The organism is Occallatibacter savannae (genome assembly GCF_003131205.1).
GTDB classification, from domain to species: Bacteria; Acidobacteriota; Terriglobia; order Terriglobales; family Acidobacteriaceae; genus Telmatobacter; species Telmatobacter savannae.
The window spans coordinates 182,434-197,695 of sequence record NZ_QFFY01000003.1; the positions used below are offsets into that span (position 1 = coordinate 182,434).

Sequence of the window (15,262 nt, forward strand, 5' to 3'; positions counted from 1 at the left end):
CTAATTCGAAGCCAGACCCTTCAGCTTCATTGCCGCTGCGGTCATGTCGGTGTACTTCAAACCGGCGCCGGTGTTGAATAACACCACCCGATCACTCGGCTGGAGATAGCCACTGGCAAGGAGCTTATCGTAGGCGGCCGTGACACTGGCACCCTCAGGCGAGAGGAAGAGACCTTCATTGCGGCCCCAATCGAGGATGGAAGCCAGAATTTCATCGTCGCTGACCGCCATCGCCAGACCGCCGGATGCGCGTACGATGTCGAGGATGATGGCATCGCCATACGGCTTCGGGACGCGAAGGCCAGCTGCGAAGGTTGCGGCATCCTGCCACATGGTACTGACGGTTTCGCCCTGCTCAAAGGCGCGTGCGACGGGGGCACATCCGGTAGATTGCACCGCGATCATCCTGGGACGCTTGCTGCCGCGGACCCAGCCGAGCTGCTCCATCTCTTCGAATGCTTTCCACATTCCGATGAGACCAACGCCGCCGCCCGTGGGATAGAAAACTGCGTCGGGATACTCCCAGCCAAGCTGCTCCACCAATTCGTAGCCCATGGTCTTCTTGCCTTCGACGCGGAAGGGTTCTTTGAGCGTGGAGATATCGAACCATCCTTCCTGCTGCTTCCGCTCGCTTACCACGCGAGCGCAGTCGGAGATAAGACCGTCCACCAGCTGCACGTGAGCACCATATGCGACCGCCTCGACATAGTTGGCGAAGGGCACGTCGCGTGGCATAAAGATGTAGGCCTCGATCTGAGCCGCAGCGGCATACGCCGCCAGCGCGCCGGCTGCGTTGCCGGCAGATGGCACGGCGAGCTTCTTCAGGCCGTAGTGTCGCGCCATTGTGACGGCCATCGAGAGCCCGCGGGCTTTGAAGCTTCCGGTCGGGTTTGCGCCTTCTTCCTTCAGCCACGCGGCGGGATGGCGCCGGCTCTTGAGCATCGGAGTCCAGCCTTCGCCAAGCGTAACCGGATCCGCTGAGGGCAGGACGGATCGATAGCGCCACATTCCCGACCAAGGGCCGGCGGCATCGCGTTCGATCACATTTCGAGGATCCGTACTCTTCAGCGTGGAAAGATCGTACCGAACGAAAAGCGACCCTGCCGGTGCGGTGAGGCACTGCGGGCAGACGGTCTGCGGGATATCTGCAGAGATGCGAGCATGGCAGCGTGCGCACTCAAGAAAAGCAATGGATGGCATCGATTCCTTTTGACTACTGAATCAGCTTACCCGCACCGAAGCTGTGAGACTAATCAGCTGGCCACATTTCAATACTTCGCTTCGAACTCGCGGAAACGACGTTCCAGTTCCCACTGAGCTGCCGCTTTCTCGTTCGCATCCAGAAAGCTCTTACACGACTCGGATGGCTTAGGTTCACCAACGACCTGGCCTCGGCATGCAGGTGACAGAGCGTCGAATGCATCGCGCACTGCCCAGAGGCTCGAGCCCGGCAAGAAGTTGTGCTCCATTCCGGTACGCACCAATTGCTTCAGATCTGCATAGCTTAAGTGGTATTCGTTCGCGGCCCTGACATACTCGTGCGTCAGATCGATACGACTTACAGCCTGATCGTCCGTAGAAAGGGTGACGGGAACGTGCGCTGCCCGGTAGTACTGGAAAGGGTGCCGGTCGCCCGTGATGCCAAGGATACCGTCATTGGACGTGAGATTGATCTCGACCATGACGTGCTTGCGAGCCATCTCTTTCAGCAGTTCGGGGGCTTCGTTTTCAAACATCACGTCAACGCCGTGTCCGATGCGTTCGGCGTGCCCGATCTCCACTGCTTGCCGGACGTGAAATCTCAAACCCTCGGGTGGAACCATACCCGGGGCGAGCTCTCCAGCGTGTAAGGTGATGTGCACCTTGGGATAGAGACCGTGAAGGTAGTCGATCATTTTCATGTGCAGCGAGTAGTCGCGCATCGAGACCAAGTAGTCTTCCGGCTGAACGAAGTTGAGGCCCACCCAGTCGTCTGAGCCCTGATCGATGGCCTGCTCCACCGTTTCGACGCCAAGCAGCGTCTGCGCGAAGACCTGTTCAGGCGAGTATGCGCGAAGTATTTGGTAGATGAAGCGCACTTCTACCTTGCAAGCTGAGCTCGCCTGAGGCGTGCCGCACTTCTGAATCTCGCTCCGGGCCGAGACGGCCCTTTGAATCTCCTCGCGATCCGTCGCGATCTCATCGCGCAGGCCATGATCGAGCAAGCTTTGCCGCATCTGACTGAAGTCAGGATTCCAGCCGATCTCGTGGGCAATGCGCGCCGCATGGCCGAAAGAAGGCGTATGCATCAGCTCGAGGTATTGATTGTTCTCCGCATCAGACCGCCGCGTGATTTCGTCGAGCCACTGACCGATGTGCCCTTTGTCGAGACCGCCGAATCGATCGAATGTTGCAAAGAATTGATCGTGTCCGCTGTAGCCGGAGGTCGGAACGTAGTTGCGCAACGAGAAGGCGTCGACAATGCGATCGTATAGATCCTGCTCCGCGGGCGTGAGACTGCTTCCGTTCAGCTCCGCCGCTGAAACCAGAGGCGCTGCACATGGCTCCTTGAGCGTCTTACCCTGCTCGTCGCGCGCAAATTGCGCCTTATCCGCATCGATGCACACTCTGTCCTCAGCGGCCGCGCGGATCAATGTCTCGGCATATACGCCGGCCGTGAGATGAAAGTGCAGATCCGCACCCTTGGGAAATGTTGCGAGGAAAGCCTGCACTGCGAGCGGCCCCTGATGCACGGCACGCTCATAGGCACGTGTCGCATGCGCTTCATGCTCAGCGCGGGTCGACGCGCCTTGTTGCGGTGCAGCGGCGAGGGCAACCGCGGGTCCGAGACTCAGCACCGAGGTAACCAGCGTGGACGACACGAGCCGGGAGAGGCGAAGAGATTGGGTGAGCATGCTTTGCATTCCAGTTTACGAGGACAACTTCACTTGGGAAGCGTTATCTCGGGCGAGAGGGAGCCTTGGCGTTCATGGAAAAGTCATCTTTGTGCGGCACAGTACCGGTATGTGCGGATCGCGTGACCTTTGGGCGCGCGGAGGACAGACGCGTCGCGGTTTCGATTGCATCATAAGAATAGGCGCGATTGAAGCAATTCTCATCAGCTCGCTTACGGAATTATCGAAATAGTCTTAAAAGGGTCGACAACATAGATGGATTCAACCATTACTGCTGAAGCGCAGCAGGTCTCAAGGCGTTCCTTTCTGAAGGGAGCGATGTTCGGCGCGGGTGGCCTGGCGCTGTATGCGGGAGTTTTCGAACGGCATTGGCTCGAAATCGTCCACAAGGAAGTCGCGATCGGCGGATTACCTGAGGCCTTCGACGGCATCAAGGTGGCTCAGCTGAGCGATATCCACCTCGACGAATTCACCGAGCCATTCCTGCTGCGCGAATCAATTGACGAAATTAATCGTGCCAAGCCCGATGTAGTGCTGCTCACAGGGGATTACGTGAGCGCCGAGGTGCTTCCTCGGAACCTGACGGCGAAAGCGGCGTGGCAATGCGGAAGCATGCTGAGCCGCATCCAGTGCCCTCAGCGCTACGCGATATTCGGCAATCATGACGTCTGGGCCGGTGAGGAACACGTCGGTGAGGCACTTACGACGAACGGTATATCCGTTTTGAGAAACTCCTATCTGCCGCTGGAACGGGGCGGAGCAAGGGTATGGCTCGCAGGGCTCGACGATCCGGTGTGCGGGAGGCCTGATCCAGACCTAGCGATTCCAGCTTCAATTCGAAACCGGGCGGGCGAGCCTGTCATCCTGATGTGTCATGCGCCAGACTTCGTTGACGAGTTGCGGGATCATCCCGCGGGGCGCGCGATTTCACTTGTACTCAGCGGGCATACGCATGGAGGACAGATTCGGCTGCCCTTCGTGGGCGCACTTCATTTGCCGCCGGGCGGCCGTAACTACGTCGAAGGCATGTTCCAAGTCGGCGCGATGCAGCTATATGTGAACCGCGGCATCGGCAGCGTCGGAGTGCCGTTCCGATTTGACTGCAGACCGGAGATCACCATCTTCACGCTTCGTTCTGTCTGAGGGTCGGAATCAGTGCGTCGCAGGCGGGTTGTTGAGCGCCTGCGGCTGCGTGCCCGGAGCGATCTGTTCCATAGGCAGTTCAAGCGCGAAGACACTGGAGTCGCCTTGATCAGCGTGGACCCACATGCCATGGAATGCCTGCCGGAGGCCGGGGTGCTGTGCGAGGAGCGCGGTCATGATGTCTGTAACCTGCTTGCGGGCCTCTGTAGGGGTTCTGAGTTGCGCCGTCTGCGTCGGGTTCGGAATGTAGTGGACATCGAGATCGAGTCCACCGAACTGGGTCGTCGTATCGACCGCACTAAGGCTATACGAAGCTCCCTGCGTGTTGAGGCTTGTCTGCGATTTGTCAGCAGGAAAGTCCTTGGGATGGGCTTGCTGAGCTTCCTGCTGCAGCTTCTGCAGGTTTGGGCTGGAGAGGAAGTCCACAGGACTTAGGAGCGCTTCTGCGATGTGGTAGTAAAGCCACGCTGTCCAATCATCTTTCATCTGGGCGTATCTACGCGCTGAGGTCCAGTACCAAATTCCATCGTGATCGGCGTGAATCATCGGCTTGGCGTAGAAGCCGGCAAGCTGCCATTGATTCCCTGGCGCGCTGGCCAGAATCAGAGCAATCTGCTGCGGGTCTTTCACACCCGTTGCGTGCAGAATGGCAAGCGCGTAAGTGCCGGGAGGAATTCCGTTGAAGGTGAGGACAACGATTGGCGAACCGCAGAAGAATTGCGTGCGTTCGGCGCCGGGCGCGTCTTTTGAAGCATCAAGCAGGTAAACAGAATCGACCGTCATGGTCGCCGTCTGAATCTGCGGCTTCAGCGCCGTGACGGATGCGGCGATGCCATCGAAATCCGATGCAATGGCCGGCAGGATCTTTGCGCGCAGAGCCTGCGTGTCGCCGCTCTGCACGATGGCACCGATCGTGCGAGCCTCGCCCATGAAGGTCGAGCGCTGTGCCGCAGTCATCTGAGATTGAGTTGTGCAAGTAGCGCCGTGGAGGCTCGGCGTCAAGACGGCAACGGCCGCACACGCAGATACAAGGAGGGTGCGACGCAAGGATTCCTTTTTCACGAACATGCTCTCGTCCAGCGGGTTGGAGTAGGAAAGAACCGCTACTTACTCAGATGCGAGTTGATGGCGCGGAGAAGTGCCTCTCGTTTTTGGAGTAAGCGAGAAGCGGAGTGCGGCGATCGCGCGTTGTAGCCGATGCGAGGTCGGCTGCCGCGGACCGGTGTGCGCCGATCGATCTCAGATTATGAACTGAAACCTTCTACAAACCCCTACAAACAATGGATTTCCGGGTAATTCTTACCGGAATTGCGTAGGAAGTTCTCGCTACAAAGATCCTTCTCGCGCCTGTGCAATTTTGTTGCTGGAATGGGGTTGTTGGGCTGCTCTGAACGTGAAATATTTCTTGAAAGCTTTTAGCGATTGGTTGCCTCAGCCTGGAAGTTTTTGAGTCGATGCACAGCCGTTCGATCAGATGGCTCGTTTCGACGTAGGAGTGTCAGGCTGTGGCGCGGGGAAAGCCGGAAGATTAGGTGGACCCGCTAAGTTGAACCAGAGGTTGCTGGGTAGTATTCTCAGGCGTTTCGCGCCTTGTGTCTCAGAACAGCCCTTTACAGCTCACTTTCTGCGTTCTCGATTTGATGGGAACGTAAGCGGAATACCAAGCCGCACAGGATATCCCTGTCTCCGGCGACCACGCGCGCTGAGAACACGCAGAGTTCTCAGCGCAGATGACGAGAAGACGATTGGAGCAGCGACTCATCAGAAGCCGAAATCTGACGAGCGGGGATCGTAAACAACAACAGAGCGAACGCGTTGGGCCCACTGATGGGTGAGGCACCTGAAACGGCAACGAAGAGTAACCCATTCTTACGAGAAGGTACTGATGAAAATCCCGCAGAACATTTGCATCGCAATTCTCCTATTTGTCTCGATGGCGATCCCATCTCTCGCAAGCGTCGTCGTGAACACCCCTACGAACGGCAGCACTGTGCAATCTCCTTTCAGTTTGTCTGCATTCACGTCGCTGTGCTCGGGGCAACAAGTCATCACGACCGGCTACTCGCTCGATAACAGCACCAACGACACGTTCTTCCAGGCGCCTGCGATCACGACGTCTGTGTGGGCGCCTGCGGGGGGACATACCCTGCATGTGAAGGCCTGGGGGGGCTTCAGGAGCGGTCTGCGTGACCGACGTAGCCATCATCGTGGGCAATTCGTCGTCTGTCCCGGCCAACACTTCGAACGTCAGCAGCCTGCAGACATTTGGAGGCTGGCTGTCCGTGCATGATGGCGGAACGCCTGGAAGCTCAAATGGCTGGTCTGCGGTGGTCAGTTCTCCCTCTCGCACCGGAGCCGCGCGGAAGTTTGCGATGAACTACTCGTATTATGGCGGGCAACGCTATAGCCTTTCGTTTGGCGACGACGCAGCTGCTACGAATTTCGTTCTCGACACGTGGGTGTTCATTCCGAATGGAGACGACAACCTGAAGACGCTGGAACTCGACACGAACCAGGTGATCGGAACTGGAGCGACGGTTATTTACGGCATGCAGTGCGACGGGTGGAGCGGCACGTGGGACGTCGCTGTGAACAAGGGTTCTGCGACGAGTCCGTGGAATACGTGGGCACATACCTCGGCGCCCTGCAACCTGCAAAGCTGGGGCAAAAACGAGTGGCACCACATCCAGCTTAGCTACTCGCGGAACGACACGGGATGGATCACGTACAAGTCGGCCGCAGTGGACGGAGCGTCGAGTCCGATCAATATGACCGTGCTCGGAGCCTACATGCTGGGTTGGGGCCAAACGCTGCTGGTGAATGTTCAGATCAATGGAGCGACGAGCGGAAGCGGGTCGGCTGAGGTCACCCTGGATAATCTGACGATTCAAAGGTGGTAGGCGAGGCGGCGAAATAAAGGCCCGCCGGCCCGTAACCTCCTCATTTTGCTCGCAGAATTCTGCCTCGTCGTTTTGCAGGTTAATTGCACCGAAAAGCGCACACTGATCTTGTAGTCCGATCCATCTCGATACGCACCGAAGCCTGATCCATGGCCTTTGGTCTCTGTTCACTGCTCTCTTGCTCTCTGATCACTGATCACTGACAACTGACAACTGGCAACTGGCAACTCGTAACTGGCAACTGACAACTGGCAACTGACAACTGGCAACTGATTCTTGTCCCTTGGAGCTTTCTATGTTCACGACCTGCTCGCACACGCTCGAATCCGGCGCAACCTGCAACTCGCCCGCCGTCCGCGGTACCGCTCTCTGCTACCATCACACCCCGCGCGAAACCATCCGGCGCGCACCGCGTCGAGCGAGCGCCTCGTTTGAGCTTCCCGTTCTCGATTCGAGGAACTCGATCCTCTTCGCCACCAATGAGGTTCTTCAGCGCCTCGCCGAGGGCAGCATGAAACGCTCCGAGGCGGAAACCCTGCTCAGAGCTCTCAAGATGGCGACGCGCATCATGGGCGAGTTGGAACAGGAGTGCGACGAACCAGACTCCTTCTTCGACGATTCCGATCTCGGCGGGGCGGACCTCTCGGCCCGAACCGCGCCGAGGCCCGAACCCTCAACGCGCAAGGATGCTGCGAGGATGATCAGGAATTTAGGTCACGCAGCGCCGTCGATCCGGAACTAAGCCGCGCCTGCAGAGGAATATGACAAAGAACAGGTTCGTTTTTATTTCCACAAGTGGGGAGAGGGTACCCCACACGATGCACTGCCGAATTGCTCTCACCTCTGGAGACATGGTTTGAATTCGCTCTTTCGTCCCGAGCTGTGCCCGTTCATCGCACAGAGTCATCATGCGATGAGCGGGCAGAACCCACGAGCGGCAACGAAAGCCGGGTGCCCCATCCAAGCTCTGCTTGGGTGGGAACGAAACACTCAGCGAAGGCATTAGCTAAAAGCTAAGAGCTAACAGCTAAGAGCTAAAAGCTAACGGCTAATACCTAACAGCTGACGGGCACACCCTCCCAGCCACTCTCGCACTGCTACGATTCTCAGCAGGAGTAACGATACTTGCGCGAGCACCTGGCCACGCTGCTGCAGGACTTCAGAAAACACGGCAGCGACATCGCAATCGTCCGCTACCAGGGTGTTCGCCGGCGCGAGACAACCTACGGTGAGTTGGCCCGGCTCGCTGGTCGATTCGCGGCTTTTTTAGAGGAGCGCGGAATCGGCAAGGGCGATCGCCTCCTCCTCTGGGCTGAAAACGGCGCCGAATGGGTCGCAGCGTTCTATGGCTGCATGCTGCGCGGCGTCATCGCCGTGCCGCTCGATGCCTTCGGAAGCGCCGACTTCGCGCGACGGATAGCCGCCGATGTGAAGCCCAGGCTCGCCGTTGGCGACGCGAACCTGATGACGAAGCTTCACGACGAACTGGACATCACAGATCAGGCGTCCGGCCGCGAGCAGAGGACGAGCATTCCCACCCTCTGTTTCGAGGACTGGGATGCTTCCCTGCCCCGGCACGAAGCTGGCCCGATAGATGGATTGTCGCGCGAGACTCCGCTCCAGATCCTCTTCACCTCCGGAACGACCGGAGATCCGAAAGGCATCGTTCACACCCACGGCAACGTTCTGGCGAGCGTCGGGCCGATCGAACAGGCTGCACAGAAGTATCTGCGCTACGAGAAGTACGTGCATCCGCTGCGCTTCCTGCACACGCTTCCGCTGAGTCACGTCTTCGGGCAGACAATGGGTCTGTGGATACCGCCCATCTTTGCAGCCGAAGTCCACTTCGACACGCGGCTCGTCGCTCCCCGATTGGTGGAGACCATCAGGCACGAGCGAATCTCCGTGCTCGCCGCAGTGCCGCGCGTGATGGCGCTGATCAAGGCGCATCTCGAGAACACGGGCCGCGGCTTGGCGGAACGGATCGCCGCTTCGAAAGGAATGAAAGCGTGGAAGCGCTGGTGGGTCTTTCGAGACGTTCATCACAAGCTTGGGTTCAAGTTCTGGGCGTTGATCTCCGGCGGCGGCGCTCTGGCCGGACCTCTCGAGCAGTTCTGGAACGGCCTGGGATTCGTTGTTGTCCAGGGCTATGGAATGACGGAGACGACAGCGCTCATTACACTCAATCATCCGTTCCACGTCGCGAGCGGCACAATCGGGAAGCCGCTGCCGGGCCGCGAAGTGAAGATCGGACCGGACGGCGAAGTCCTCGTGAAAGGGCCGATGATCTCAACCGCCACCTGGAGCGGCGGAGAGCTACGCCAGCGCGAAGATGAATGGCTCGCGACCGGTGACTTGGCCGAGAAACAGGCAACCGGAGAGTTGCGCTTCATGGGTCGCAAAAGCGAAGTCATCGTCACCGCAGCAGGCGTGAATGTGCATCCGGAAGATCTCGAAGCCGCTCTCGAAGCGCAACCCGAGATTGCCGCGAGCGCGGTCGTGGCGCTCGAAACCCCCGCAGGACCGGAGCCATGCGCCGTACTGGCAACACGAGGAGACGAGAAGAAAGCAGCAGAAGCAGTCGATCGCGCCAATGCAAGGCTGGCAGATTACCAGCGCGTTCGGCGCTGGATGATCTGGCCTGAGCCCGATCTGCCCCGAACCTCCACGGGAAAGGTGAGACGAAAGGTAGTTGCGGAGTGGCTCGCAAACAAATCGGCGCCTTCAGAAGTTGCATCTGGTGATGATGCTGGCCGCTCGTCTGCATTCAGAGGAGATTGGCTTTACTCCCTGGTCGCTGAGATCGCGGGTGAGCATCCGGTCGGCAACGATGAGTTGCGTCTGAGCGAGGACTTTCATCTCGACAGCCTCGGACGCGTTCAGCTTGCCTCAGCCCTCGACGAGCGAATGGCAGACGCTCCAAAAGAGGGTTCGGTCGACGCTGCGCGCACTCTGGGCGACCTTCGTGCGCTGCTCGGCGCATCGCGATCGCGCGAAACCCTCGCTGAGCAATCTGCCGAAGCAGCGGGCAACTTAGGGCCAAAGGCTAGCGCCGCAACAGCCGCGCAAGGCAGCGCCGCAGATGATGCACGCAATCTGGCCGAGGCTCGTGCTGAGAATTCAGAGTCCGCACCTGCCACGATCGTCGAAACGCAAAGCGCTACGGAGAGAACAACGTTTCACTACCCGAAGTGGCCGTGGTCGAAGCCGATGCAGGGTATCCGCTCTGTGTTTCTTGAACTCGTTGCGCAGCCGTTCGTCTGGTTTCTCGGCAGTCCGCGCGTCACCAGGCCACGCGATCTGAACACGCACGAGCCGATGCTCATCATCTGCAACCACGTCACTGCGTACGATGGCGCGCTCGTGGAATACGGCTTGCCCGGCCCGATGCGCCGGAGAGTTGCAGCCGCGATGCTCGGAGAGATGCTGCAGGACTACCGCCGTTTTCGCAATCCAGAGACCGGAAGATTCATGCTCTTCGGTCCCGCAGCATACTGGCTTGTGACCGCGCTCTACAACGTCTTTCCGTTGCCGCGCAGGCGCGATTTTCAGAGAAGCTTTGCACACGCGGGTGAAGCGCTCGATCGCGGCTACAACTTGCTCATCTTTCCGGAGGGCACGCGCTCTCCCGCAGGCGAACTCGCGCCGTTCCGCCCTGGCATCGGGCTGCTTGTAAAGCAGGCACACGCTCCCGTGCTGCCCGTCGCGTTAAACGGTCTGGGCGAGTTGAAGGCGAAAGGGCGCGGATGGTTCCGGTCGGGAAAGCTGGAAGTTCGGATCGGGCAGCCGATGCGCTTCGGACCGCTCGAAAGCGAAGCAGAAATCACAGAGAAGCTGCATTCCGCGGTTGCAGAGCTTATGAAGAGCAACGGATGAAAGCGGCCTACGCCGGCAAATCTCCGGCTGGTCCTTTCTGCTCGCTCGGCTCAGGGGATTTTGTCTTCTGGCTTGAATAGAACTCGAACGGCGCGCCGCGATGACCCTGGCATCGTGCATAGAGCTCAAGGCCAAGTGCCGTCGGAGTCAGATTCGCGGTCTGGGCGAACGAAAAGTACTTCGCCTTCTCGCGCGGTTCTAGAAGGCCGAGAATCGAGAGCTGGAGAATGTTGCGATCGATTTTGGAAAGATCCTTCGTGCCGGTCAGATGAATCATCTCGTCGGCGGTGCACATCAGCGGACTCGCAGAAACAGCGCCATTGGTGGCGAACACCTTCGGCGCTTTCGAACACGCCTCGACATAGAGCCGCGTATCGACTGTGGCCATCTCGGCGAGCAGATCCATGTACGGCAGGTTCGATTCGTCGTCGCCCGCTATGGTGCACGCGGTCGCAAGAATGCCGGCCCACAAGTTCTGCGTCGCGGTGTCTTCGGCCCAGGAGCCTTCTTTGACAACGCGAAGCACGACACTGGCAGGCGCATGCATCTGGTGGAAGTTAGCCTCGGCCGCCAGCATGATTTCGGCGCGATGTGCGATTGCGATCGCGTTCGGCACACGCATGTTACCCAGACCTTCGCGGAACAACAGATTCAATTCCTGGGTTGCTGCTGGACAGATGCGGCGCAGAAACGCAAGAGCGCGCGAAAGACGGAACTCGCTGAGAATATCTGCCGGTTCTACACGCTCGCCTGCCTGCCATAGCCACAAATCCATGCACTCGGGCAGCACGAACGAGAGACCCATGCCGTCCTCTCCCCAGCGCACGGTGCGGGTCTCAATGGTGACCTGCTTCTCCGCGGAGTCGTCGGTGAGTTCCGGGTATACGAGCCGGACTGGATTGATCTCGCCTTCGGGCCAGCGCTCGCGGGTCACGAGATACATTCCGGTGGAGCTGATGTTCTTGACGATGTCGAGCCCGGGAGAAGAGCCTGTCCAGTGGATCGCCTCTAGACCGGGAACTTCGCGCCGTTCCGCACGCGCCTGAATCTCGTGTTCATGAGCAAACTTCTTCTCGAACCAGCTCCTCAGTGACATCCTGCCCTCCTGGCGGCAGTTGCGGAACTCAAGGCTTCAGCTGAACCGACAGAGAATTGTTCCTGAGTGCATGCTACTCCCACAATTGCCTCTTCGTAACAGGGAGGTAATTACTTAGGCAGCAGCAGATTCCGTCCAATTTTGTTGGACTGATGTACCCAAAGCCGATCTGCGTGGCCGGCGGCGTTAACGGGCCGCCAGAGCTGCCATCGCGGGCTGGAGGCCGTAGAAGGAGCACGGGTCTCCGCGGTGTGCGTGACATCGCGCATACAGCCGGAGTGCCAGAGGCGTGGGAGTTGTATTCGCTTCATCGATCAGCGCGAAGAACTTCCACTTAATACCCTGCTCCAGAAGGCCGAGCCATGAGAGGTGCTGTATGTCCCGCTCGATATGAGCTCTGTCGTGAATGCCGGAGATTCGAGCGAGTTCATCGGCAGAACGCGTGAGGGAGCCGGCACGGACTTGTCCGTAAGAATCCAGCTCCTTTGGTGCTGTGTCGCAGGCGCTCGCAAAAATCCGCGCCTGAATCGTGGTGAGTTGGCTGAGCAGGCCGGCGAGCTCGAAATCGGGCTCGGCGGCATCGTGGGCAGCGTTGCAATAGCTGACCAGCAGTCCGGACCAGTAATGCTAGATCCAATCGATTTCAGCCCACGACCCTTCCTCGAGAGCGCGCAGAACGAAGTCCGGGTTTGCCTGGAGGCGCATGCCTCCGGGCGCGAGCGCGAGGAGTTCCTCGGCATGCAGAGCGATTTCGAGAGCGCTCTCCAGCCTGTGGCTGCTGAGACCGCGACGGAATAGCCAGTTGGCCCGATCGGCGGCTTGCGGGGCGAGCCGCTTGACGAAGGCGATGGCAGCGGCCGTGCGAAATTCGCGGACTACATCTTCCGGTTCCGTTTGCGGCGCACTGGCTTTGATGGTTGGTTCCCAGAGGTTGAGTTCTGTCTCCCTTGGCAGCATGTACGCGATGGCCACTCCATCTTTGTCGCGGCGGACGGTTCTAGCCTGAACGGTATACCGGCCCCGGCTCGCGTCCTCCAGCCTGCCTTTTCTCTGAAAGGTGAGGGAGACGATCTGTCCTGGACTCCACTGTGCGCGGGTGACGAGATAGGCGCCACTGCTGCTGAGGTTCGCAACGGGGTTCTGGTGAGCAGTCCGTCCTTCCCAGTGGACGGCCACGAGCGCTGGGGATTCGCGACGTTCAGCGCGCGGACGATACATGAATGGCAGGCGTAACCACGATCTGGAAGAACTCAAAGAATCCTCCGGAATCTGCGAACTATCCGGCAATGCCATCGCGGCAAGACAAAGCATGAACTTTCCCGCGATCGCTATTTCAACTACGTGGATTCTATTGAGAGTTAAATTTAACGTTTGTGTTCGGCATCACCAGTGCGTGTGAAAAATGTCAGGAGCTATTAGCTGTTAGCTATTAGCTTTTAGCTTTTAGCTTTTAGCTTTTAGCTTTTAGCTTCTGGCTTTTAGCTTCTGGCTTCTGGCTACTAGCCTTGCCTTCGTTGACTGTATCGCTCCCACCCAAGCAGAGCTTGGATGGGGCACCCGGGCACGCGGCGGGTGCGGAGCGAGATGTCGTGTTCCTTGTCACATGTCTTGACACATGACTACCCCCGCCCCCTCCCCATATTGCTTGTAAACAACAGCATTGTTTCGTTGGACTTACAGCGGGAGAGCGGCCGCAAGTGTATCTCCGGATTGGACTTATGCACAATCTATGTCATAACAAAGGACTTAGAAGCAGGGACAAAGGGACAGAGGGACAGAGGCACCGAGGGACAAAGGCAACGAGGGAGTAGGGACAGAGGGACTAAAGAACGAGGGGATAAGGGGCGAGATTCATAGGAGATTCTCCTGGAGCCGTCATGTTTGCGCGGGCGATGCATATATCTCAAGTATGACGAAACGCGCGCAATAGACTGCAAATTCGCTACGGTGTTTTTTGCCTTTGGGATCTGCAGTTTAGGGGGTCGATGTTGAGAACGGTTCTTGACGTCGGGTTAGAGTGAACCCCATTGCTGAGACAGTTCGAGACGGATCGACGCCAGCTCATCGCAGGAGGCGCCGGCGGATAGGGTACAGCTTCGCCCCTGGATTCGATAGCCGTTCTACTTCTCGAGGGCGAGGGCACCAGAAGGGGTCATGGGAACGCCGTAGAAGTTCTGGGCGGTGCCGCGGTGGCCATTGCACCGGGCGTAGAGTTGAAGGCCCAGGTTCGTCAGCGCAATTGTGGTGTCGGTCATCTGCTGGAAAAATGCTGACTTCTCTCGAGGCGCGATGAGCCCGATGTCGGCCATGTAATTGAGTTCGCGGTCGAGCTTGATGAGGTCAGCGGACCCGGAGAAGCGCACCAGATCAGCCGCATTCCATTTGAGTGGGCGGGTATACATAGTGCCCTGGGCCCCAGAGACTTTGGAGGATTTGGCGGCAGCAGCCGACAGGATGCGCATGTGGAGCATTTTCAGCTGGCTGAGAAGATCTACAAAAGCGACGATCGACTGGTCATCGCCGGTAGAACTGCACGAGGCGGCGAGGAGGCCCGCCCAGAACTGGAGCATCCACTTGTCGTCGGAAGACCAAGATCCGGCCTCCAGGATGCGCATTGCGATTTCGGGCAGAGCGCGAAGATGGTCTTCTTCCACGGCGGCCCCGAGCATTCTCTCGGCCTTGCGAGCAATCTCGATGGCATTTTCAAGACGGTAGTTGCTCAGTTCTTCATGGAGAAGACGGCTCACAGCGACGCGTGTTTCCGGCGAGATGCGGCTTAGAAAGGAGATGGTCTGCGCCACACGGAACTCGCGCAGGATATCTTCCGGCTCGTTTTGTAACTCGGCACTCTTGAGCGGGCTCTGCCACAGGCGGAGGTCGGCGCCGGGAGGGAGCAGGAAAGAGACCGCGACTCCGTCATTGTCCCAACGAACAGCCTTGGCCTGGACGGAGAAGGCGTTCTCCTTTTCAGGAGGGCCGCTTCGCTGGAGGGTGAGTGACACGACTTCGCCGGGCTCCCAGCGTTCCTGGGTGAGGAGGAATGCACCCGTGCAGCTGATGTCTCTCACCGAATTCAGCCGCGGGTAGGGTCCCTTCCAGTGGTAAGCAGCAAGCGCTGGCGCATTGCGTCTTTCGGCGCGCCGGTCCTGCCCGGTTGAGTGTCCATCGAAGCGGGAATTGGAATTCGCCATACGACCCTCAGGTGATCAAACCGCGCCGGTCACGGAGTATAAAGACGATAAGGAATCAGCGCAGGCCGCGGCTGGCGGCGGGGCGCCGTACAAGTGACAATCTTACTCCTGAACATCCCACGTTTATGGGAGGGACCCTCATTACTTTGGGTACATACCGGG

Annotated in this window: 10 protein-coding genes; 4 read left to right on the forward strand and 6 right to left on the reverse strand. The window is 58.7% G+C overall.

The window, feature by feature from the left end:
* Both DHV10_RS12540 and DHV10_RS12545 read right to left on the reverse strand, forming a co-directional pair.
* On the reverse strand, positions 1-1,200 hold the full coding sequence (locus DHV10_RS12540) for a threonine synthase (protein WP_109486721.1): 1,200 nt from the start codon (positions 1,198-1,200) through the stop codon (positions 1-3).
* A gap of 68 nt (positions 1,201-1,268) precedes the next feature.
* Positions 1,269-2,894, reverse strand: coding sequence for an adenosine deaminase family protein (locus tag DHV10_RS12545; protein WP_162601478.1), 1,626 nt, complete (start codon positions 2,892-2,894; stop codon positions 1,269-1,271).
* A gap of 255 nt (positions 2,895-3,149) precedes the next feature.
* On the opposite strand from DHV10_RS12545, the gene DHV10_RS12550 reads away from it, so the two are divergent.
* Positions 3,150-4,037: a metallophosphoesterase gene (locus tag DHV10_RS12550; RefSeq protein WP_109486723.1), complete on the forward strand. Its 888-nt coding sequence runs from the start codon at positions 3,150-3,152 to the stop codon at positions 4,035-4,037.
* A 9-nt stretch (positions 4,038-4,046) separates the two neighbouring features.
* On the opposite strand, the gene DHV10_RS12555 is transcribed toward DHV10_RS12550, so the two are convergent.
* On the reverse strand, positions 4,047-5,099 hold the full coding sequence (locus tag DHV10_RS12555) for a DUF2141 domain-containing protein (protein ID WP_162601479.1): 1,053 nt from the start codon (positions 5,097-5,099) through the stop codon (positions 4,047-4,049).
* A 1,124-nt stretch (positions 5,100-6,223) separates the two neighbouring features.
* Here DHV10_RS12555 and DHV10_RS12560 point away from each other — a divergent pair.
* The 3 genes from DHV10_RS12560 to DHV10_RS12570 all read left to right on the forward strand — a co-directional run bounded on the left by DHV10_RS12560 (position 6,224) and on the right by DHV10_RS12570 (position 10,813).
* Positions 6,224-6,937, forward strand: a complete 714-nt coding sequence (locus DHV10_RS12560; RefSeq protein ID WP_109486725.1) for a hypothetical protein — start codon at positions 6,224-6,226, stop codon at positions 6,935-6,937.
* 295 nt (positions 6,938-7,232) lie between these two features.
* Positions 7,233-7,679 (forward strand): hypothetical protein, encoded by a 447-nt coding sequence (locus DHV10_RS12565; RefSeq protein ID WP_109486726.1) that lies wholly within the window; start codon positions 7,233-7,235, stop codon positions 7,677-7,679.
* Between the two features lie 383 nt (positions 7,680-8,062).
* A complete protein-coding gene (locus DHV10_RS12570) occupies positions 8,063-10,813 on the forward strand; it encodes an AMP-binding protein (RefSeq protein ID WP_109486727.1) in 2,751 nt (916 codons plus the stop codon).
* 7 nt (positions 10,814-10,820) lie between these two features.
* On the opposite strand, the gene DHV10_RS12575 is transcribed toward DHV10_RS12570, so the two are convergent.
* The 3 genes from DHV10_RS12575 to DHV10_RS12590 form a co-directional block, all read right to left on the reverse strand.
* Positions 10,821-11,909 carry a hypothetical protein gene (locus tag DHV10_RS12575; protein ID WP_109486728.1) on the reverse strand — a complete coding sequence of 363 codons (1,089 nt, stop codon included), beginning with the start codon at positions 11,907-11,909 and terminating at the stop codon, positions 10,821-10,823.
* Between the two features lie 627 nt (positions 11,910-12,536).
* On the reverse strand, positions 12,537-13,163 hold the full coding sequence (locus tag DHV10_RS27135) for a PilZ domain-containing protein (RefSeq protein WP_162601480.1): 627 nt from the start codon (positions 13,161-13,163) through the stop codon (positions 12,537-12,539).
* A gap of 866 nt (positions 13,164-14,029) precedes the next feature.
* Positions 14,030-15,100, reverse strand: coding sequence for an Abi-alpha family protein (locus tag DHV10_RS12590; RefSeq protein ID WP_109486731.1), 1,071 nt, complete (start codon positions 15,098-15,100; stop codon positions 14,030-14,032).
* Positions 15,101-15,262: the final 162 nt, after the last annotated feature.

Excerpts from the sequence above, each read along its gene's own strand:
- DHV10_RS12575 (WP_109486728.1), bottom strand. The coding sequence starts at position 11,909 with ATGTCACTGAGGAGCTGGTTCGAGAAGAAGTTTGCTCATGAACACGAG.
- DHV10_RS12565 (WP_109486726.1), top strand. The coding sequence starts at position 7,233 with ATGTTCACGACCTGCTCGCACACGCTCGAATCCGGCGCAACCTGCAAC.
- DHV10_RS12540 (WP_109486721.1), bottom strand. The coding sequence starts at position 1,200 with ATGCCATCCATTGCTTTTCTTGAGTGCGCACGCTGCCATGCTCGCATC.
- DHV10_RS12550 (WP_109486723.1), top strand. The coding sequence starts at position 3,150 with ATGGATTCAACCATTACTGCTGAAGCGCAGCAGGTCTCAAGGCGTTCC.
- DHV10_RS12590 (WP_109486731.1), bottom strand. The coding sequence starts at position 15,100 with ATGGCGAATTCCAATTCCCGCTTCGATGGACACTCAACCGGGCAGGAC.
- DHV10_RS12545 (WP_162601478.1), bottom strand. The coding sequence starts at position 2,894 with ATGCTCACCCAATCTCTTCGCCTCTCCCGGCTCGTGTCGTCCACGCTG.